At 42.9% G+C, this 20,194-nt stretch carries 19 protein-coding genes; 9 read left to right on the top strand and 10 right to left on the bottom strand.

Annotated features, from left to right (window positions below):
• Positions 1-71: 71 nt before the first annotated feature.
• A complete protein-coding gene (locus AOB57_RS13205; RefSeq protein WP_054297740.1) occupies positions 72-461 on the top strand; it encodes a hypothetical protein in 390 nt (129 codons plus the stop codon).
• A 101-nt stretch (positions 462-562) separates the two neighbouring features.
• Here AOB57_RS13205 and AOB57_RS13200 read toward each other — a convergent pair whose 3' ends face one another.
• The 6 genes from AOB57_RS13200 to AOB57_RS13175 all read right to left on the bottom strand — a co-directional run bounded on the left by AOB57_RS13200 (position 563) and on the right by AOB57_RS13175 (position 6,421).
• A complete protein-coding gene (locus AOB57_RS13200; protein WP_054297739.1) occupies positions 563-1,018 on the bottom strand; it encodes a PPC domain-containing DNA-binding protein in 456 nt (151 codons plus the stop codon).
• 9 nt (positions 1,019-1,027) lie between these two features.
• The gene (locus tag AOB57_RS13195) at positions 1,028-1,711 is read right to left on the bottom strand and encodes an ABC transporter ATP-binding protein (protein WP_054297738.1); all 684 of its coding nucleotides are present in this window, start codon (positions 1,709-1,711) and stop codon (positions 1,028-1,030) included.
• Positions 1,712-1,916: 205 nt separating this feature from the next.
• The gene (locus AOB57_RS13190) at positions 1,917-2,789 is read right to left on the bottom strand and encodes a DMT family transporter (RefSeq protein ID WP_054297737.1); all 873 of its coding nucleotides are present in this window, start codon (positions 2,787-2,789) and stop codon (positions 1,917-1,919) included.
• Positions 2,790-2,895: 106 nt separating this feature from the next.
• The gene (locus AOB57_RS13185) at positions 2,896-3,861 is read right to left on the bottom strand and encodes a DMT family transporter (RefSeq protein ID WP_054297736.1); all 966 of its coding nucleotides are present in this window, start codon (positions 3,859-3,861) and stop codon (positions 2,896-2,898) included.
• Positions 3,862-4,010: 149 nt separating this feature from the next.
• Positions 4,011-5,672, bottom strand: a complete 1,662-nt coding sequence (locus AOB57_RS13180; protein WP_054297735.1) for an adenosylcobalamin-dependent ribonucleoside-diphosphate reductase — start codon at positions 5,670-5,672, stop codon at positions 4,011-4,013.
• Between the two features lie 281 nt (positions 5,673-5,953).
• Positions 5,954-6,421, bottom strand: coding sequence for a peptidylprolyl isomerase (locus tag AOB57_RS13175; RefSeq protein ID WP_054297734.1), 468 nt, complete (start codon positions 6,419-6,421; stop codon positions 5,954-5,956).
• Between the two features lie 346 nt (positions 6,422-6,767).
• Here AOB57_RS13175 and AOB57_RS13170 point away from each other — a divergent pair, with 346 nt between their 5' ends.
• The gene (locus AOB57_RS13170; RefSeq protein WP_054297733.1) at positions 6,768-7,136 is read left to right on the top strand and encodes a hypothetical protein; all 369 of its coding nucleotides are present in this window, start codon (positions 6,768-6,770) and stop codon (positions 7,134-7,136) included.
• A gap of 329 nt (positions 7,137-7,465) precedes the next feature.
• On the opposite strand, the gene AOB57_RS13165 is transcribed toward AOB57_RS13170, so the two are convergent.
• The gene (locus tag AOB57_RS13165) at positions 7,466-7,855 is read right to left on the bottom strand and encodes a hypothetical protein (RefSeq protein WP_167829630.1); all 390 of its coding nucleotides are present in this window, start codon (positions 7,853-7,855) and stop codon (positions 7,466-7,468) included.
• 366 nt (positions 7,856-8,221) lie between these two features.
• Here AOB57_RS13165 and AOB57_RS13160 point away from each other — a divergent pair, with 366 nt between their 5' ends.
• From AOB57_RS13160 to AOB57_RS13130, 7 genes are all read left to right on the top strand, one after another.
• A complete protein-coding gene (locus tag AOB57_RS13160) occupies positions 8,222-9,025 on the top strand; it encodes an indole-3-glycerol-phosphate synthase (RefSeq protein ID WP_054297731.1) in 804 nt (267 codons plus the stop codon).
• A gap of 229 nt (positions 9,026-9,254) precedes the next feature.
• Positions 9,255-10,535, top strand: a complete 1,281-nt coding sequence (gene trpB / locus AOB57_RS13155) for a tryptophan synthase subunit beta (protein ID WP_082384040.1) — start codon at positions 9,255-9,257, stop codon at positions 10,533-10,535.
• A gap of 1 nt (position 10,536) precedes the next feature.
• On the top strand, positions 10,537-11,328 hold the full coding sequence (trpA, locus tag AOB57_RS13150; protein ID WP_054297730.1) for a tryptophan synthase subunit alpha: 792 nt from the start codon (positions 10,537-10,539) through the stop codon (positions 11,326-11,328).
• Positions 11,329-11,433: 105 nt separating this feature from the next.
• Positions 11,434-12,534, top strand: a complete 1,101-nt coding sequence (trpD, locus tag AOB57_RS13145; protein ID WP_054297729.1) for an anthranilate phosphoribosyltransferase — start codon at positions 11,434-11,436, stop codon at positions 12,532-12,534.
• Entirely contained in the window at positions 12,531-13,241 is a 711-nt protein-coding gene (locus AOB57_RS13140) for a phosphoribosylanthranilate isomerase (protein ID WP_054297728.1), read from the top strand. Before trpD ends, AOB57_RS13140 begins: the two co-directional genes overlap by 4 nt.
• Positions 13,228-14,895: an anthranilate synthase component I gene (trpE, locus tag AOB57_RS13135; protein ID WP_054297727.1), complete on the top strand. Its 1,668-nt coding sequence runs from the start codon at positions 13,228-13,230 to the stop codon at positions 14,893-14,895. The genes AOB57_RS13140 and trpE overlap by 14 nt, the downstream gene beginning before the upstream one ends.
• 151 nt (positions 14,896-15,046) lie before the next feature.
• Positions 15,047-15,652 carry an aminodeoxychorismate/anthranilate synthase component II gene (locus AOB57_RS13130; protein ID WP_054297726.1) on the top strand — a complete coding sequence of 202 codons (606 nt, stop codon included), beginning with the start codon at positions 15,047-15,049 and terminating at the stop codon, positions 15,650-15,652.
• An 88-nt stretch (positions 15,653-15,740) separates the two neighbouring features.
• Here the strand turns inward: AOB57_RS13130 and AOB57_RS13125 are convergent, their stop codons facing one another.
• From AOB57_RS13125 to AOB57_RS13115, 3 genes are all read right to left on the bottom strand, one after another.
• Positions 15,741-16,457 carry a hypothetical protein gene (locus tag AOB57_RS13125; RefSeq protein WP_054297725.1) on the bottom strand — a complete coding sequence of 239 codons (717 nt, stop codon included), beginning with the start codon at positions 16,455-16,457 and terminating at the stop codon, positions 15,741-15,743.
• A 978-nt stretch (positions 16,458-17,435) separates the two neighbouring features.
• Entirely contained in the window at positions 17,436-18,320 is an 885-nt protein-coding gene (locus AOB57_RS13120) for a hypothetical protein (RefSeq protein ID WP_054297724.1), read from the bottom strand.
• A 302-nt stretch (positions 18,321-18,622) separates the two neighbouring features.
• Complete coding sequence (locus AOB57_RS13115; protein WP_054297723.1) at positions 18,623-20,125, bottom strand: NosD domain-containing protein; 1,503 nt, start codon at positions 20,123-20,125, stop codon at positions 18,623-18,625.
• Positions 20,126-20,194 lie beyond the last annotated feature (69 nt).

The raw sequence follows: 20,194 nt of genomic DNA, 5'->3' as shown, positions 1-20,194 counted from the left end.
TGCTCAATTTATTTAAAAAAATAATTTTATCTACATAAAATATATAAACATGAAAGTATTATTCACTTTTGATGACTGACGATTCTCCAGTTAATTTAACCGAAAAAGATTATTCAATCATTGATATGCTCCAGAGCCTGGGACTTCCGAGGACGGAGGCCACCGCGATCGTATGTCTGAAAGACTGTAAGGAGTTAAGATCCCTTCACATTGAACTTGTCTCAGGACTGAGACAACCGGAAGTAAGTGTAGCTATGCGTCCCCTGCGAGACAGAGGCTGGGTGAACGAAAGGTCTGAAAAAAAGAATAAAGGGAAAGGCAGACCTGTAAAGTACTATCAGTTAACATTACCCTTCCCTGAAATCATAAAAGTCCTTGAGGAAGAATTTTTAAAAGATAACAAAGAAAAATTAACTGCACTCAAAAGGCTTCGTGAACTGGAGATAGTAATGCAAAACTGAGCTTGAGAAAAAATGCCGGATCTTTTGCAGGTCTATTTTTTAATTCTTTTTATGTAACCAGATTTTCGGGCACTGATAATAACGCCTGTTTTATCTGAGTGTTATTCCAGGTCTGAGACCCGCTCAAAATCCACAGGAGCAAAACCCTGCTCTTCATCTGCAATTCTTCTGGCAGAAATGCCCTCCAGCTCGAAAACGAAAGCCTCAATTACCATAAAAACTTCACTCTCACCTCTCAAGCACCCAAGTTTTGTGTTATCTCCTCTACCTGCACCTGCATGCAGGTGGATCTTCGGTTTTCCATCCTTTAAAAAAATGTCTCCTATTCCCAGGATCTCGTGGGCGTCATCAAAACTGAACCATACAGGTTCCGGAGGGGTTTTATTTTCTTTCGGGCCCGTAACAAGATTTGCTTCTTTTAATGCTCCCAGTAGCATAAAGACAGCAGATTCTATGTTCTCCAGTTCAGCAAGTTTAATCAGCTCCAGAATCAGGTCATCCCCATGATCTATCCTGACAGTAAACACCCTGCCTATTCTTCCTTTTGCGTATTCCATCTTATCTCCTCACTGATCTGTAATTTTCCCATCCACAAGTCTGATAATCCTATCAGCTTTTGATGCCAGGTCTTCGTTATGAGTAACAATGATAAAGGTCTGATTATACTGCCTGTTCAGCCGTCTGAGCAGATCATAAATCAGGTTACCCGTTTTTGTATCAAGGTTGCCTGTAGGCTCGTCCCCGAGCACGATTGCAGGAGAGCAGCTCAGTGCTCTTGCTACTGCAACCCTCTGGTTCTGCCCTCCTGAAAGCTCACCGGGTTTATGATCCATCCGGTCTTCAAGCCCAACCTCCTTAAGAAGTTTTCCGGCAATTTCTTTTGCTTCTTTCCTGCTTTTTCCCGCAATTAAGAGTGGCATCGCTACATTTTCCATTGCCGTGAAATCCGGGAGCAGGTGATGGTACTGGAAGACAAAACCGAGCATTCTGTTCCGCATCTCGGAGCGCTCCTTATCCGACATTTTCGTTACATCTCTGCCGTCTATCAGGAGTGTCCCTAAACTTGGAGTGTCGAGCAGGCCTATCAGGTGCATAAGAGTGCTTTTGCCTGAACCCGATGGCCCGACAATTGCTACAAATTCTCCTTTCTTAATTTTCAGATTTGCATTGTCGAGCGCGCGAAATTCCATTCCGTTTTTATATATTTTTGTTAGGTTTTTAAGCTCGATAATTGGGCTTTCTTCAGTCATGCTTTTCCTGCGTTTTCAAAACCATTGTGATAAAAATAGAGGCTCTCTTAGTAAATAGCTTTTGGGCAGAGCTCAGAATCCTGCGGAAAATCTCTAATATGAATCAGGCTTCACTCTATCTTCTTTCTTATTTATGGAGCTGTAGATCTCGTTCTTATGGAGCTGTAGATCTCGTTCTTACGGTTTAGACTTTCGTTCCACTCTTCTATCTATCTTTTCTACTTACAATATACGCTGCTGCAAGGATCAGACCGCAGCCCAGAAAAGTCGAGATATGGAGAGGGGTTTTAAGGACCGTCACATCAAAGAAAATTCCGGAAACAGGCTCCATTAGGGCAAGAATACTTCCTGTCTGTGCCTTGACTCCTGAGATCCCTTTAAGGTAGATTACAGCCGCAAGGGTAATTGTTAAGCCGAAGATAAACAGGACTCCTAGATTTTTAACGAAAACGTCAGGTGGGGTGGCGAGTGCGGCTGGCAGTGTAAAGAGAAGGCTTATTCCTGTCAGCCAGAAAGTCTGAGCTATTCCTGTGTAGTCGTTCCTGAGATACCGGATTGTTATTATAGTCACACCAAATGATAGCCCTGATAGCAGTCCGAATATAAGCCCTTTCTGGAAGTCAGAACCTGTATCAATCAGAATCTCTCCCGGTCGGGCGATCAATAAAATTCCCGTGATTGCAAGCAGGAGGGATAGAAAGCTGTTGCTGCTTCTACGCTCCCCGAGAATGGGTGGAGCTAGTATATTAACGTATATTGGAGCCGTATAAAGCAGAAGGACAGCTACCGAGACTCCACTATATTGGATAGATGAAAAATAACATATGCCTGTTACTGCATTCGAAAAGCCAAGGAGCAATAGGTACTTTCTTCTCTTTCTAGGTCTGAGCTGTTCGATCTCTCTGTTGAGCAACAGGTAAAAGAGAATGATAAAGAAGCCAAAAAAGAGCCTGGAGAAAAGGAGGGATCCTGCTGACATATCTTCAGTCATATTCAGAAAAACCCCTATAGTACCGTAAATTATGCTGCCAGTTATAACTTCAAAATGCGGTTTTAATGAACTTTCCTGCACAGGCATGGACGAGAGTTAAAAGCTTGCTGATATATACCTTTATGGGCAAGAAAAGATTAAAAATTTTAATAAAAGATAAAAAATAAAGTAAAAGAAAGATTAATAGAAACTTTTACTTATTCTGTGCTCTTAAAACCGGTTTTCTTCTGACAAAATCCCCCTTGTTGAAGGTTATTATGTCCCACATAAACAGTTTTCTCAGAGATACTGAGTCGTCCAGGCTTATAACAATTGCTGCCGCAAGGATGAAAATGCAGCCAGTAAGCATCCCGCTGTGAATCGGGTTTCCAAGTACAGTGTAATCAAAAAATATACAGGAGACCGGCTCAAGCAGAGTAAGGATGCTGGCTGTAATTGCGTTCACGCCTGTTACACCCCTTATATAAAACACTGCCCCGACGCCTGTTATTAATACCCCAAAGAGTACAAGGACTGGAAGGTTCTCAGCAAGCACATTCCGTGGAACGGAAACTGCAAACGGTGAAAGGAAGAACAGGCTGATTACACTTTGCCAGAAGAGCTGGGTGAGCCCATTATATTCATCTCTGAGGTAACGAACTGAGATTATTACACCGCTGCTGAAAAGGCCTCCTGCAAGCCCGAAAAGCACTCCCTTAAGATAATCACTCCCAAATTCAAGCTGTTCAAAACCTCCTTCTGGTCTTGTTACATAGAAAACTCCTATCAAGCCCAGGAAAAGTGCAAAGATGGTTTTTCCTGTGTTTTTTTCTCCAAGCAGGAGGGGAGCAAGGATTGTTAGATAAATAGGATCTGTATAAAGAAGCAGAACGGCTGAAGAAGCTCCTAAATAACGAATTGATGAGTAATATGAAAACATTTGCAAAACATATAGGATCCCGAGGAGGAGCAGGTAATTTTTCTTTCTTTTCAGTGCGAGTTGATTTAAATTTCCGGTAACTGCCAGATAAAGCAGAATGGCTGAAAGTCCGAATAGCACTCTATAAAAAATAATCGAACCTATGGACATTTCTTCCAGGAATTGCATGTAGATTCCGACAGTACCGTAAATTATGCAAGCGATTAAGAGTTCCAGGTGATGATTAAAAACAGCAGTCATAGATTATTTAGAAGGAAAGGAATGTATATATATTTTTGGTAAGATAATACCCTTTAATAATAATTATTAAGTTTTCTCCCGATCTTGTTTTGTGCACTATTGATAAGCTTTAAGGGCACAAAGCATTATTTAAAAGTTATGTTTTAGTCTTAAGATTTTTGCAGGCTGAGAACCACATACTGCCTGCTTCCTGTCCTGTAGATGGTAAGTCCTTTGAGTCCATGTCTCCAGGCATAAATCAGAGCCTGCTTAATATCCTCTTTTCCTGCATAATGAGGCATATTGATAGTTTTCGAAATACCGCCGTGACAGTGCTTTTGAAATGCCGCCTGCACATCAATATGAGCCTTCCAATCAATGTCAAGGGCTGACCTGAAGAGCCGCTTTTCTTCTTCACTTACGAGTTCAGGTTTTTCCACGTTCTGCAGGGTACCGTACTTATAGACGTGCTCAAGAAGCCAGTTATAATCAGTCTCGGTCAGTTTTGATTTAAAGTGTGCTTTAAACAAAGGATGAACAAGTCTAAATTTCCTGCCTGAGAGCTGAGCTCGCCTGTATACCCAGCTGAAAACTGGTTCAATTCCTGAAGAGCAACTGGCAAGAATGCTAATTGTGCCTGTTGGGGCGATCGCAGTTAATGCTGCATTTCTCATCGGAAGTTCCCATGTGGAGTCCTCAAATTCCGGAAAAGGTCCTTTTTCCGCAGCGAGTTTTCTGGATTCCCGAATTGCAGCCCAGGTAATCTGTTCCGTAATTTTTTCCGCAAGCTCAAGAGCTTCCTGGGAGTCATAAGGCAACCCAAGCTTCAAAAGCATATCATGGAAACCCATTACCCCAAGCCCTACTTTCCGGGTCTTTTTTGTTGCAGCCTCGATCTCTGGTACAGGATATGCATTCTTGTCAATCTCATTATCCAGGAAACGAAGAGCTTTTCCGGCTACTTCCCTTAGAAAATCCCAGTTTACTTTTCCGTCAACAACGAAAAGGGAAAGATTAATGCTACCAAGGTTGCAGGATTCAAATGGCAGAAGCGGTTCTTCCCCGCAAGGATTGGTAGCCGAGATGTCGCCAAGTGAGGGCGTGAAATTGTCTCTATTTATGCGGTCATAAAAAAGAACTCCAGGTTCGCCGTTTCTCCAGATTCCCTCAACAATTTCAGAAAAGATCTGCCCAACCGTCAGACCTGTCTGTCTGTTCCAGACTTCATCGACCCTATCAGCCTCAACGAGTTCCATGAAAGCGTCAGGAATCATGACCGAGATATTGAAATTGCTTAATTCTCCCTCTACACGTTTTGCCCTGATAAAAGAAAGAATGTCATTGTGGGAAATATCAAGGATGCCCATATTGGCTCCCCGGCGTTTTCCAAATCGCTTTACGATTTCAGTTGCCTCATTGAAAAGTTTCATGACGGCTACAGGGCCGCTCTCTTCTTTATCCGCACAGGAGCCGGAAGAACAGCCAGAGCGTATTTTTGAAAAATCAAAACCTGTGCCTCCTCCAGTTTTTTGGATCAGGGCTGCGGTTTTGATCGAATCAAAGATCACCTCAACGCTGTCCTCAACGGGAATTACAAAACAGGCTGCAAGCTGTCCGAATTCTGTGCCCGCATTCATGAGCGTGGGAGAGCTCGGAAGAAAGATCTTTTTGATGATTAGGTCTTTAAACTCCAGATACTCTTCCTCAGTTATTGCTATTGCCTTTGCAACTCTCTCACAAATATCATTCCAATCCTTTTCCCCCTCAAGCAGATATCTGGCTTTAAGGGTTTCACTAGCCAGAAAATCCAATCCTTCTTCTGTTTCCCACACAAATCTCTTCTCCTGTGAATATTCAGCAGGCTTCAATCTCCGCTAAAAGAAATTGTATTCATATTGGATGGGCTTTTTATCATTGTATCCGAAAATGCGGTCAGTACTTTTGATTAGAAGGAAAAGTTAAGAAAACAGAGAGTAAAAAAAGAGTAGAAAAAGAGAAAAGAAGAGTAAAAAAAATCAAAAAAGATTAAAAATGGGTAAAAAATTAAAAAAGGGCAAAAAGAGTAAAAAAGATTAAAAAATAAGAGCAAGGATTACCCTTGAATGAAAGAAATTTAGATCAGTTCAGCCTTTATAATTTTTACCTCGGTTTTCGGGCGATCCTGGCGGTCGGTTTTCACCTTACCGATAGAATCCACAGTATCCATGCCATCAACTACCTTCCCAAAGACAGGGTGCATTCTATCGAGATAATTGTTATTCACGAGGTTTATAAAGAACTGGCTGCCACCTGTATTCGGGCCTGCATTTGCCATTGCTATGGTACCCCTGTCGTTTCGGTTGTGGTTTGTGAACTCATCCGGAATCTCATAACCAGGCCCACCCATGCCTGTGCCTGTCGGGTCTCCGCCCTGAATCATGAATTTGTCAATGACCCTATGGAAAATAACTCCATCATAGAAACCTTTCTCAACAAGTTTTGCGAAATTTCCTGCCGTAATTGGCATGTCTTCAAACAGTTCGATTGTTATATCGCCCATAGTGGTATGCAGGACCACTTTCTTTCCCTTCCAAACAGCCATTGCTTCTCCTCTGCCAGTTTTTTGGTTTAATCTTTATTTGTGCAATCTTTCTGTCGGCTTTTTGTGCATTTTATGTTCACCTTACATGTAAATGCTTCGCTCCCCGAGTTCCGTCTCGGGAAGACGGTACCCTTTTCACTGCCCGAGTTCCATCTCGGGAGGACGGTGCCCTTATCGCTTCGCTCAAGAGGGCTAATTTAGGGGAAAAGTATCAGTTTATTGACGGCACCGTCATATTTTATAATTTTATACGAATACCTAATTTTTTATAGACTACCCAGATTATTTCTTATCAAGGAGAAAAATTTTATTAAATCTAGATAAGTGACAGTGGGGGAAATTCTTATTGGATAGACGCCGGGTATTTTACCTGCGGATAGCAGCAATTCTCCTGGTTATGCTACTGGTGCTTCCAGTTTCAGTAGCATTAAATTACAAAGTGGAGAATATTCTGGAGGGTAAAATCGGGGAAACGAATTCTGCATCAACATACAATGAAACGGAACAGATCGAACACTATCTTGAAAACCTGAGCAAGATGGAAACTGCGTTTATTTCCTTGAATGAAAATCTGGTACAGCTCAACACAAGCATCGAATACATGGGAGATATGATGGAAGTTGCCAGTTCGATCCTCGGAGAGCCTGATAGCAGCATATCCACAACTGCAAATATGTTCAAATGCCTGGAAAAAATAGAAGAGGTGCTGGGCTGAGGTTGATAGTAAATCGAGAGAGTTAATGTTAATATTGAAATCAAGAAGGATGCTATTGGATGTACAGGCTTTGTGAGCAAATGTCTGGTAAATACTCAGTTTGACGATTTTTCAAATAATACTTTAGTTATTTTAAGCCGATCTTATTATCGGCAGACGATTTTTAGATTCTTTTTAAGATTCCTTTCATTGGCTGTCCGCAGGAAGCTGATGTGTACTATTTCGGGGGTGAATTATATTCCCCCAGTCGGTTTTCTATTTCCTCGGGAATTTGCAAGGGGAATGACTCCCCTTGCATTCCTGATTTACTGGTTTTCCACTTGTTTTTATTATTTCACCTCTTCGCCGGCTGCGTCAAATTTTGCTTTTCTCTCTTCGGCCAGCATTATTGTACTTCCTGCCCTTATTGCATACCAGCAACCATTTGATCCGGTAAAGGTAGACATTATACCAACCATTGCGTTTCCAGCAAGATTTCCTCCGTAACTTGTCTTGCTGGTATTAAACTGCCAGAGTATCATTCCATCGCTTTGAATCCATCTTCCAGAAAGGTTTTGTGACGGAATACTGAAAGTTCCATTACTGTTGAAAGTTATCCCAACCTGAACGTAGCTTCCACTGCAACCCCAACTATAATGAAGATTCCACTGCCCAGAAACTGCCATATCTATCACCTGATTTTCAATGATTTCTAATAATTGCGTTTTGTCAATTGGCATAATATAAGATACTTACTTTAATTGGAATAATAGTATAAAATTACCTGAGAAGGTATAATTAGAAACTATATTCTTGGGCTTCTCTTTCTAACAAGCAGCCAGCTTACAACCTCTTCTTATCACGAGTACACGGAGAGGTATCTGTTTCTGTGGAAAGCAATGTGGAAATATAGTATTATCAGATTGCTGCAATTCAAAGCAATAATGGGACCTATTTATTGATATGCATCAATTTTAGCTCCTGATTTTTCGTAATGAGAGTAGACATATTTTAACTCCATAAACTACACAACCTTACCCAAAATCTATTTATACTAAGCCCATCATTAGACATTGAAGATCATAAATGTACATTGGTGATAAATAATGCACGCTTCAATTCTCCATATCCTCAACACAACAAAGACCCGCGTACAGGCTTTCGGGTCACAAGCCTGCCGTGAAGACCTGAGTACGGGCTTTGAGAAAAGGGATTTTTTCTCTGCTGTGGCAGATGCAAAGAATGACGGGCGGGTGCCTGTAATTGCAGAGATCAAGCCCGCATCGCCAGGGAGAACTTTCAGGGATATCTCGCCTGCAATGGCGGCAAAGCTTGCCTGGGAGATGGAAGAAGCAGGTGCTGTTGCAGTATCTGTCCTGACCGAACCCGGAGTATTCCGGGGTTCGCTTGAAAACCTGGATGCAGTCCGAAAAGCCGTATGCTTGCCTGTTCTGAGAAAAGACTTTATTATTGACAGAGTACAGCTTGAAGAAGCCGAAAGTGATCTTGTACTTCTTATCGCAGGCATTGTTGGGGAAGAACTTGAGTTTTTTGTTGAGCTTGCCCTCGAAAATGGATTTGACCCGTTGGTTGAGGTCCATAACAGAAAAGAACTTGAATCCGCCCTGAAAACTGATACAAGAATTATAGGAATAAACAACCGGGACTTTGAGACACTTAAAACTAACATCGCTACCACGGAAGAACTGGCTCCTCTTATCCGGGAATACGACCTTGACCATGGAACCAGGCATCTTATAATAAGCGAAAGCGGGATGAACAGTGTAGAGGATGTTAGGAGGGCAGTCCAGGCAGGCACGGATGCCGTGCTCATAGGATCTGCACTTATGGAAAGTGATTCTGTTTTTGATAAAACGAAAGAATTTGTCCAGGGCATTTGCTGGCGTTAATAACTGTTTTTCAGGCTTTTCGGAGCTTTCAGCCTGCTGGACAGGGCTGAAAAATCCGCTCAAAACCCGCTCAAGGTTCATTGAGATTTGTTCAGGACTCTTTCAGGATAGATTCAAACTGAACTTTGCTTGGGTTTTGCTTTAATCATTATACCAAAAACCATGCTGCCAGATGCGATATCAAAAGCCATGTTACAGAATTACACAAATAAATAAGGGAGTAATTGAGTTGACAGGAGTTAAAATTTCAAAATTTCCGACAGAAGATTCATGTTTAAATGAGCTTGCAGGTTCGAAGGAATATTCCAGAACTGGTGAGACCGCCCAGGTAAAAGGAAAATACGGGAAGTATGGGGGACAGTATGTACCTGAAATCCTCATGCCAGCCTTAGAAGAGCTGGAAGAAGGTTACGAGCGGTATAAAAACGACCTTAAATTCCTTGCCGAGCTTGACTATTACCTGCGGGAATTTGCAGGCAGGAAGACCCCGCTTTATTTTGCCCGGAATCTGAGCAAAAAATACGGATCAAAAATCTATCTCAAAAGGGAAGACCTTGTGCACGGAGGAGCCCACAAGTTAAATAATGCCATTGGACAGGCACTGCTTGCAAAATATATGGGAAAAACTAGGCTAATTGCCGAAACCGGGGCAGGACAGCACGGAACTGCAACAACTATGGCAGGGGCGAATCTCGGATTTGAAACCGTTGTGTACATGGGTGCCAAGGATGTCAAACGCCAGCAGATGAATGTCTATCGCATGGAACTCATGGGTACGGAAGTAAAGCCAGTGGAAACTGGCTCAAAAACCCTTAAGGATGCCATTAACGAGGCTTTCAGGGACTGGGTCACGAACATAGAAAACACGCACTATCTCATAGGCTCGGTTGTAGGGCCCCATCCTTATCCTTTAATTGTAAGGGATTTCCAGAGCGTTATAGGACGCGAGGTAAAAGTACAGATTTTGCAAAAAGAGGGGCGCATGCCCGATTCTATAATTGCGTGTGCAGGCGGTGGAAGCAATGCAATGGGGATTTTCCATCCCTTTGTAGAGAATACTGAAGTCAAGCTGATTGCTGCCGAAGCCGGTGGAAAAGCCCTGAAGTGCACGGAAAAAGCAGCCTTCCACTCAGCCTCCCTTTGTGCAGGTGAAGAAGGGATCCTGCACGGAGCAAGAACGAAGGTGCTGCAGGATAAAAACGGGCAGATCCTTGAATCCGAATCCGTTTCAGCAGGTCTTGATTACTCAGGAGTCGGGCCTGAGCTGGCTTACTTGTCCGAAAACGGCAGGGTTACAGCCCGGTATGCAACCGACAGTGAAGCCCTTGAAGCTTTTCATGAACTGAGCAGGCTTGAAGGAATAATTCCTGCCCTTGAATCCTCTCACGCCCTTGCTTACCTGAAAAAAGCGTCAGAAGCCGGGGAACTGGGAGAGGTAGTGGTCGTAAACCTTTCCGGAAGAGGAGATAAGGATCTGGAAACTGTCCTGAGCCTGAGGGGGGGAGTCTGAGATGAGAAGGCAAAAAATCTCCGATAAATTCTCCGAACTCAGAAAGAAGGGTGAAGGAGCCCTTATATGCTACATAATGGCAGGAGATCCAACCGCAGAGCAAACTGGGGAGATCGTTAAGGCTCTTGTAAACGGAGGAGCGGACATTATAGAACTGGGTTTCCCCTTTTCAGATCCTGTAGCGGACGGCCCAACCATCCAGGTAGCAGGCCAGCGGGCACTTGCAGCCGGCATGGATACAGGGCGTTATTTTGAGCTTGTTAAAGCTCTAGAGGTCCGGATTCCGCTTGTTTGCATGACCTACTACAATCCTGTGTTCAGGTACGGAGTGGAAAAATTTGTAGAGCAGGCTGCCGACGCCGGAATAGGCGGATTGATAGTGCCCGATATTCCTGTTGAGGAGGTGGCTGACCTGAAATATAGCTGTGAGAAGCATGGGCTTGATCTTATCTTTCTGGTTGCTCCCACAACAACCGAAGCAAGAGTTAGAAAGATCCTGGAAAGGGGTTCAGGTTTCCTTTACCTTGTCTCAAGGCTAGGGGTCACCGGTGCCAGGAAAGATGTCTCGTCCTCAACAAGAGAGTTGCTTTCCAGAATAGAAACAACGCTCCCGAAGGCTGTAGGATTCGGGATCTCTACGGGAAAACAGGCAGAGGAAGTTAGAGCAGCAGGAGCGGATGCGGTCATAGTCGGCTCGGCTTTTGTCAGGATTATAGAAGAAGGAAAAGACGTAAATGAAAGGCTGGAAGCTCTTGCAAAAGAACTCAAATCCGGAATGAGGAGAGCCAGTTAAAAGAGATTCCGGAAAAAACCAGGAAAATCAACGGCGTGAAAAGTTGAGAAGATTCTAGAACAGATTGGAAAGGGAAAAATCAGGAATTAAAAGGAGGCAGGAGATATGCAGAGGTATATTAAAAAGCTGGAAGAAGGCTGTGATCTGAGCCCAGACGAAGCCGAAGCAGCAATAGACAAAATCCTCAGCACTGCACATGATAAGGAGATCGAGATGTTTCTGCTTGCCCTAAGGGCAAAAGGGGAGAAACCCGGTGAAATTGCAGGTTTTGTAAGAGGAATGAAGAAAGCCGCAAACACGATCAAACCCAGGACGCCTTTCAGGCTTGTAGATACCTGCGGAACAGGAGGGGATGGGCTTAATACAATTAATGTCTCGACAGCAGCAGCAATAGTAACAGCAGCTGCAGGCGTACCTGTAGCCAAGCACGGAAACCGGGCTGCTACTTCAATGTCAGGAAGTTCGGATGTGCTCGAAGCCCTGGGAATTAAAATTGACCTGGCACCTGAACCCGTCAGGCAGACAATTGAAGAAATAGGAATAGGGTTCATGTTTGCTCCGGTTTTCCACCCTGCTATGAAGAGGGTTGCGGGGGTCAGGAAGAAGCTCGGAGTCCGCACGATTTTCAATATTTTAGGACCTCTGACAAATCCGGCAGGCGCGAAAGGACAGGTTATAGGGGTTTTTGATAAGAAACTCTGCGAGCCAATAGCTTTTGCCCTTGCTGAACTTGGAACCGAACATGCCCTTGTAGTGCATGGAGATGGGATGGATGAAATTTCAAATACAGGTGAGACCTATGTTGCAGAGCTAAAACAGGGAAAGGTTTCGACCTATACCCTGACCCCTGAATCCCTGGGTATGCTGAGGGCAAGCCTGGATGATGTTGTAGGCGGCTCTCCGAAGGAAAATGCCAGGGATTTGCTGCAGATTTTCAAGGGCCAGAAAGGCCCGAAAAGGGACCTGGTAATTATAAATGCTGCCGCAGCCCTCTACGTTAGCGGGATTGTGAGCTCTATACGGCAGGCTATTCCTATCGCTGAGGATGCTATTGATAGTGGAAAAGTTATGGTTAAATTCAACCAGTTCAGGACTTTTACCTCAGGGTTTTACAGGCAGAGCAGTAAGGTAAGTCTTTCGGGAAGAGACATCAAAGTTTGTTCCAGAACTTCCATATTAAGCCCGGCTTCGGGGGAGAGGGCTTGAAATTAAAAACAAGAACGAAAATCTGCGGAATCCGCACCCCTGAAGAAATAGAACTCGCAGCTCTATATGGAGCCGATGCAGTGGGATTTATCACAGAGGTCCCTGTCGAGAGCCCAAGGAAGCTTGATTCCGATACTGCTGCTTACCTGGTTTCCAGTGTTCCTCAAACACTGAGTACTGTACTGGTTATTATGCCTGAGAATTCGGATACAGCTGTAAAGCTGATTGAAAAAGTAAATCCCGATATCGTACAGATCCATTCCAGGTTGCCCCTTTCAGAACTTGAGATAATAAAAGAAAAAACGAACATCCCTATTATAAAAACTCTATTCATACCCTTACATGGGGAAGATTCAGGTGGAAAAGCCCTTAACATGAATTCGGTTTCAAGCTTGCTTGAGAAGGTCAACCTTCTGGAGGAAACCGAAGTTGTAGACTCCATTCTGCTCGATACGGCGAAATCCGGAAAGCCCGGAGGCACAGGCTGTGTGCACGATTGGGCTCTGAGCAGGCGAATCTCAGAGCAAACAAGGCTTCCTCTTATCCTTGCAGGCGGGCTCAAGCCCGAAAATGTGCAGGAAGCGATCAGGGCTGTTTCCCCTTATGCAGTTGATACAGCATCCGGGGTTGAGACCAGAGGAAAAAAAGATGCTATTAAAATCAAAAGCTTTATTGAAAAAGTGAGGTGCGCCGATGCTTTCCTTTGACCTTGGAGAAGAAGAATTCAAAGCGCTTGCTTCAGGCATAAGCCAGCCAGTCTTTATCCAGCTTCTTGCAAGAATAGATACAATCACCTGTTCTCCCCTTGAACTTTACCACACCCTGCGGGCCTCAGGAACATCTGACTATTCCTACTTGCTGGAATCCGTGGAAAAACAGGCAAGCCGGGCAAGGTACTCCTTTGTTGGAAGTGACCCTGATGCTGTAATTGAAATAAGTGATAGGAGAATTTCCCTTGAGCTTCTGAACTCGGATGCTTTGCCTTTTTTTGAAGAAGTCAGGTCAAAAATCAAGGAAGCCTGCGGACCTGAAGCCATGAAGGAGGAGAAACAGGAGAAAGATAACTCCGGACTGAAAAATATAAAATTAACAGCTCCAATACCTCATGGAAAGGATGCTTTCGATGCCCTACGCCTGGGTTTTCCTCCTGCAAACGGGTTGGAGATCCTGAATGCACAGCGTTTTGACAGGCAGACGTTTCTGGGCGGCGCCATAGGCTATACGGCTTATGACGCTATCTATGACAGCTGGCTTGGAGTTGAAAAAGGCTTCGAATCCGAGATTCCCGAACTTCAATACCTGCTCGTTTCAAAAACTTTTATATTTGACCATGTAGCTGAAGAGGCATTTATTGTGCTTACTCCCTTTGTAAACCCGGATTCTGATGCTGGAGAAGTCTATGAAAAAGCCCTGCAGGATGCCGAGAAGCTCTATTCTATACTCAAGGAAACTAGCCTTTATCGAGATTCGATAAAAACAGAAATGTCAGGCAAATCTACAGTATTGGATGCACCAAAATCTTCAGGTTTATCTGCTTTTGAGTGCAATACAGGGAAACAGGAGTTTAAGAAATCCGTACTCCAGGTAAAAGAGCATATTTTTGCAGGAGACATCTTTCAGGCAGTCCTTTCCAGAAAACTTGAGTTCAGGCTTGAACAGACTCCTTTCGAAATTTATATGCAACTTCGATCAATCAATCCGAGCCCTTACATGTATATTTTTGAGTTTAGGGATCTGGCAATTGTGGGGGCAAGCCCAGAGACTCTGTTAACTGTCCATAAAAGGACCGTGATTATAAACCCGATTGCAGGTACCTGCCCAAGTGGAAAAACCGAAGCCGAGGATGAAGCTTTTGCTTTACGCATGTTGAATGATGAGAAAGAAAGGGCTGAACATGTAATGCTTGTCGACCTTGGGAGAAACGATGTTCGGATGGTTGCGGAAAGCGGTTCAGTAAAGGTTTCCGAATTTATGAAGGTTCTGAAATATTCCCATGTCCAGCACATAGAAAGTACGGTTTCAGGAAAACTGAGGCCGGAATGCGATCAATTCGATGCTTTTAGGGCTATATTCCCGGCAGGGACGCTCTCAGGAGCCCCAAAAATCCGGGCAATGGAAATTATCTCCGAGCTTGAAGCTTCCCCCAGAGGAATTTACGGCGGCGGAGTAGGCTATTACAGCTGGAACGGGGATGCCGATTTTGCAATCGTGATCCGTACCGTGCTTGTGCAAGGTAAAAGAGCCTCAGTGCAGGCTGGGGCAGGAATTGTGGCGGACTCCGATCCGGGATATGAATTTCGGGAGACCGAGCGTAAAATGGCAGCAATGCTTGCAGCGATAGGTGGAGAGAACTTTATATAGCAATTCCGTGACGAAACACATGAGAAAAAGCTTATTAAAGGGCTTATTACAACAAAAAAAGCCAGATTACAGGCTTTTCAGTACAAAAGATCCTGAAAGGAAAAGCGAAGAGAAAAGATATCAGAAGCTGTAAACTCGGGGGAATTTTAAGGTGAAGGTTGTTTTTATAAACAATAAAGATTCCTTTGTGTGGAATCTTGTAGACTACATTTCTTATTTCGAAAAAGATACTCTCGTACTTCCTAATACTATTTCTCTGGAAGAACTAAGGAGAATAAAGCCTGATGCCCTTGTTATTTCACCGGGCCCGGGGAGCCCTTTGGATCCCAGGGATATAGGAAACTGCCTGGAAATAATCAGAGAGCTGGGCAGGGAAATCCCTCTTCTTGGAGTCTGTCTTGGGCACCAGGCGATCAATGTGGCTTTCGGTGGATTGGTTAGAAGAAGCAAAGCCGGGCCAGTGCATGGAAAAAGTTCAAGGATCATCATGCATGAGGAATCTGCACTTTTCTCAGCCTTTGAAGGTCCGTTCGAGGCAGGCCGCTATCATTCCCTTGAGATTGGCAAGCCTGCGCCGGGGATAAAAATAACTGCCAGGGCAGAGGATGGGAGCATAATGGCGGTGGAGCATGTACAGTATCCGATCTATGGCCTGCAGTTCCATCCCGAATCCGTACTTACTCCCAATGGGCTGAAAATAATCGAGAGTTTTCTGGAAATTTCCAGAAATTATAAAAAAAGACAGATGGCTGTCTAAACAGTCAGAAATTTTTTATGAGCTCAGGTTCATTTCCCTGATTATCAGGGGCTCACTTTTCCTTTTTGGCAGCCTCCGTTTCGGGTTCCTACTCCCCAGTATCTCCTTCGTCCTCAAAGAACTCCTCTTCTGTGAACTCTTCATTGGGCCTGGCTGCATAGCCTGCAGGCTGGAGGTTCTGGAGTTCTGAATATTGACTTACAGTCTGGGCAATGAGCTGGGGATATTTTTCTATTTCCTCTCTTGTCTTGAAATTAGATAATTCTGAGGCTTCTATAATCTCTTCTCTGGCGTCTATTGCTGCCTTGTTGAAATCTTCAAGCTGTTGCCGGTTTGCAAGGTAAGCCATTTCCTCAAGAGCCAGGGTCGTCCACAAGGTTACGACCTCCATTTTCTTTTCAACTGCGCCCAGACCTATCATCTTAAGCGCATCGAGAGCAATTTGGGCAGGTTCAAGCATCTGAAACTGTACTGCTCCTTTTCCAATCTCCTGTATAGCTTTTGAAAAAGACCACATTGCGTTTGAGAAGTTCTTGTCAAGTGCAGTTTCAGAAAGAGATTTAAGGTCACTAAGAGCGGTGGACGCAACGTTATCGATCTTTTTCTGGATAGCTTTATTGCCAATGTTCCGGATTGAGATAATGACTCTTTTTAAATCCTTCTCTAGATCTGCCTCAAGTAGCTCTTCCCCGAATTCCCGGAGATAGTCAACAAATTGGAGCGCATCATATTCATTCTGTTCTCTTATCGCTCGCTCTCCAGATTCTCCAAGTTCAATAGCCTTTTGTTCGTTCATTGAGAACATATTAAAACCCCTTTCCAGTAAAATCCTTTAAAAAGTTTTCGCATTTTAAGAGTTTAATTATTTATATAGGTTTACTTGGATATTAGGCTTCCTATAATTTTAAAAGTATATTGGAAATTTCAGAGGAATTATTTTAAAAAAGTCTTTTAAAAAGCCGGAAAATGAATAGAAAACTTTTAGGGTTCTGCTTAATTAGCAAATTACCTGTAAAAACTGATTAGAACATGTAAAAGTTTGAAAAATAGAGATTTTAAAAGTTGATGAAACAGATAAGCCGGTTAGATAAATCGCTTATCAATAGTAAATAGTTACTATATATTATCTCTTTAAGATTATCTTATATTCTTTTCAAAAATGGTATGGATGAACTATCCGTGTAATTTACATATTGATAAAATAGAAAAAGTTATATGCATTTCATACATAATATATATCATATGAACAGAAAACTCATGCAGGTTTTCTGGCATATTCTCCTGCATGAGTAAGACCAACCTCCATGGTAGGAGGAAGGGTTCAACTCCTTACCTTCCTCCTACCTGACCAACTGTGTTGAGTACTGAGTGCACAGCAAGATATGGAAGATGAATACGGTTACTACACTTCGAAATCTCAAACATTTATCAACAAAGCGATATTTTGTTTTAGAGAAATACTTCAATAATTTATTTAAATCTTATGGTTTCAAGTAAGTAAGAAATCTTCAAATAGTTGTCGGGCACTTCTCTCAGCTTTGACAAGCCGTGCTTCTTTAGAGCATCTTTCAAGTTCCCGGATATGATTCGAAAACTGAAAGAAAAATCGAGAACAAGGCAGTTATATCTAAAATAGAAAGTTATAAGAAAGTGTAAAGCTGGGGTAAATCAGACTGTTAATTAGAACCAAAACTCTGTTATATTAAGATTTTGGTTATGTAGAGATTTGGCTATGTAAAAAGTTACTGTAATAACCTGATCACATAGCCATTCTGCCCTGTATTTACAGGTTAGATTGAATTTTTTTCTGAAGGGCTTTTATTTCCTGAAACTTCTCCAACTTTTCCTCAGATTCATTATAGCCTATGTCTGTGAAATTATCCAGAGCCATTTCCGCCACTACTGAAGAGTTATTTAGCAGTTTTTCCTCAGCCTGAATGCGCAATGTCTCAAGTGCCCACTGGCACTGCAAGACCGCGTCACTGAGCCCCTTCTTTTTACATATTTTTCCAATTTCTTCTATGGAAAGCGCTGTTGAACTAAGGGCTTCGTCAAAGTAACTCTCTGCGGCAAGCTTGCCTATTTCCTCAAGCAAAAGCAGAGTACTGACAGTCTCAAGTTCAAGGCTATCTGCTGCAGTCTTTTTTCCGAGTTCACCTAGACCTGTAACTGCACTGAGCACGACTTCCTCCACACCACTTCTGGCAGCAGAGGCTCCTATCTCTTTAAAAAGCAAAGAGAAGGTAATTACTTTTTCCTGATCCCACGATTCGGAGGAAAACTTCCAGATCTCCAGAAGGGTTGAAGCAGCGACCTTAGAGCCTGCTTCAAGCGAATGTGCAGCAGCAGCTTCTCCCAATTTTCCTATTGCTATAAAGGCTCTGCCCAGGGCGGACTCTAATCCTTTATCTGCTGCTGCCCTTGCCAGTTTCCCGAGGGACAGAATAGAATTAATGGTAACAAGTTCCATATCTCTTTCTGCAGCTGCCTGTGCAGCATTCTCAATTGATAGAATAACTCTCTCGGCATCTGCCTCTTCATTTTCAGAAAGGAAATCTGCCGCAATCCCTGTAAGGGAGTCCAGAGCCTGGAAAGCTCTGGTCTCATCTCCTTCGTCAACTGCAGATAAACTTACTTCAACTGCCTCTGCCTCATTTAATGTAATCATCCTTTTTGCCCCTCTTTATTTATGATATAACACTTTAAGTCATAACACTTTAAGTCTAGGTCTTTCCCTGTAATTTTTCAATTGCTGCTTCGCATTCTTCGCATCCTATCGGTTGTAAATTTTGCGTAGAGCCTATAGCCCGTACAGGTAATAAAGACCGGCTTACTCTATGAAGTTACGAGATTATTAGTGTTACTATTTTGTAATCGAGGCAGTTCATTTAAAAGAGTATTTTCCGTTTTTATGGAATCTCAGGTTTTGAAGTCGAGTTTAGATTAAGTCTACTTTGCCAGAGATTCCATTTATACGGTTTTTCTTTTTTCTTCATAGGCAAGGGCGTGTTTCAGAACTTTTTCATATTCATCCTTATTCTGTAATCCTACAATTCTTGCGCTGACTCTGTCTGTGGTTATATTCCCATCTGGCTGCATATAAATGTACTTTCCATTCTCAATGCCCATAATTACGGTAGAGTCAGGGATATAGCCGACATCAAAATAGGTCGCAAGCTGGATGTTCTGGTTTATGTTTATAGACATAATCGTTGCATTTTCTCCGTACTCGGCTGCCAGCTCATCAAGGATAGGTCTCATGGACTGGCAGGCGCTGCACCATTCAGCTCCGAGTCTCAAAAAAACCGGTCCTTCATCAAGGGATTTGTTTATCTGCTCAAGTTCAATCGTCTCGATAACAATTCCTTTTTCCCGGGTACGCGGGAAAATCGGAGGGTATTTCTTATTAAACAGGATAGATAATGTATTATCTTTGATGTTCCGATTCTGTGAGCTGTCATCTGATGAAAGCCTGTTTACCAGAGGCATATAGTCTGCAGTCCCTCTAGTCCTGTTAATAACATAGGGAGTGCCTATTATGCCGTTTTCATCAGCTTCTGTCCTCTCATGATTATCCCAGAAATTACCTGCCGAACTGCTGTTCCAGATATTCCTTCCTTCATCTATGGCATTGGCCACATTAATAAATTCATTCCCATAGAGTGAATTGTTAGATGAATCGCTAAGATGTACTCCAACGTCGTTGAGGTACAGATTATTACTGGTCAGAATATTTGTCCCTGCCGAATGACCCCGAATTCCGTATTTATTTTTCAAAACGAGATTGTAAGCAAGTTCATTCCCCTGTGACATTTTCAGGAAGATACCTATTTCGTTTGAATCTGCAGTATTGTTAATAAGAGTATTGTTAAAGGAATTGTTCAACGAAACTCCCTGGTCGTTTCTCAATACCAGATTATCTGACAGTACATTATCCTCAGAATTGTCAAGTGTAATTCCCTTACTTCCAAGACTTACAAGGTTTCCTTCAAGATAGTTGCCCTGAGAATTCTTGAGAACAATGCCCAGATCATTAAGCATCAGCGTGTTATTGCGTAATGAACAGTTCCGCACACTTTCAAGGTAAAACCCTGCATTTCCGTACTTATCCGTACCAGAAGGATCTCCTGCAATATGAAAACCTTCTATTGTCACGTTGTCTGTGCTGATATTGAAGACAGCATTGCCAGGCATTGCGCCTATAACATAGGTACGGTTAGTCTGGCTGCCTGAAAGAGTAGAATATGAGAGAATTGTGAGCTCCTTATCTACTTTTATATTTTCCCTGTATACTCCAGGGCTTACAAGAATTGTATCTCCGTGCTGTGCATTCCTGACAGCTTCCTGGATCGAAGTATAGTTTCCTTCCCCACTGTTATTTACTATAATAACAGAAGCATCACCCTGGGTTACGGCTGTCCCAAGCATAATAAGAAAAATTATGAGAATAATCTGAACTAACTCGCCTTTCATGAACCAATAACCCCCTGATTGGTAAAGTTACCCCGGTAAAAAATAAATCCCGATCTTATTACAACATGT

The sequence above is a fragment of the Methanosarcina flavescens genome (assembly GCF_001304615.2).
GTDB classification, from domain to species: Archaea; Halobacteriota; Methanosarcinia; order Methanosarcinales; family Methanosarcinaceae; genus Methanosarcina; species Methanosarcina flavescens.
Note: the sequence above shows the minus strand (reverse complement) of the source record. Positions and strands in the feature narration are given on the sequence as shown.

Bases quoted from the DNA above. Each gene is read 5' to 3' on its own strand.
- AOB57_RS13115 (WP_054297723.1), bottom strand. From the start codon at position 20,125: ATGAAAGGCGAGTTAGTTCAGATTATTCTCATAATTTTTCTTATTATG.
- AOB57_RS13205 (WP_054297740.1), top strand. From the start codon at position 72: ATGACTGACGATTCTCCAGTTAATTTAACCGAAAAAGATTATTCAATC.
- AOB57_RS13120 (WP_054297724.1), bottom strand. From the start codon at position 18,320: ATGATTACATTAAATGAGGCAGAGGCAGTTGAAGTAAGTTTATCTGCA.
- trpA (WP_054297730.1), top strand. From the start codon at position 10,537: ATGAGAAGGCAAAAAATCTCCGATAAATTCTCCGAACTCAGAAAGAAG.
- AOB57_RS13175 (WP_054297734.1), bottom strand. From the start codon at position 6,421: ATGGCTGTTTGGAAGGGAAAGAAAGTGGTCCTGCATACCACTATGGGC.
- AOB57_RS13195 (WP_054297738.1), bottom strand. From the start codon at position 1,711: ATGACTGAAGAAAGCCCAATTATCGAGCTTAAAAACCTAACAAAAATA.
- AOB57_RS13190 (WP_054297737.1), bottom strand. From the start codon at position 2,789: ATGCCTGTGCAGGAAAGTTCATTAAAACCGCATTTTGAAGTTATAACT.
- trpE (WP_054297727.1), top strand. From the start codon at position 13,228: ATGCTTTCCTTTGACCTTGGAGAAGAAGAATTCAAAGCGCTTGCTTCA.
- AOB57_RS13200 (WP_054297739.1), bottom strand. From the start codon at position 1,018: ATGGAATACGCAAAAGGAAGAATAGGCAGGGTGTTTACTGTCAGGATA.
- AOB57_RS13165 (WP_167829630.1), bottom strand. From the start codon at position 7,855: ATGCCAATTGACAAAACGCAATTATTAGAAATCATTGAAAATCAGGTG.
- AOB57_RS13185 (WP_054297736.1), bottom strand. From the start codon at position 3,861: ATGACTGCTGTTTTTAATCATCACCTGGAACTCTTAATCGCTTGCATA.
- AOB57_RS13125 (WP_054297725.1), bottom strand. From the start codon at position 16,457: ATGTTCTCAATGAACGAACAAAAGGCTATTGAACTTGGAGAATCTGGA.
- trpD (WP_054297729.1), top strand. From the start codon at position 11,434: ATGCAGAGGTATATTAAAAAGCTGGAAGAAGGCTGTGATCTGAGCCCA.
- AOB57_RS13160 (WP_054297731.1), top strand. From the start codon at position 8,222: ATGCACGCTTCAATTCTCCATATCCTCAACACAACAAAGACCCGCGTA.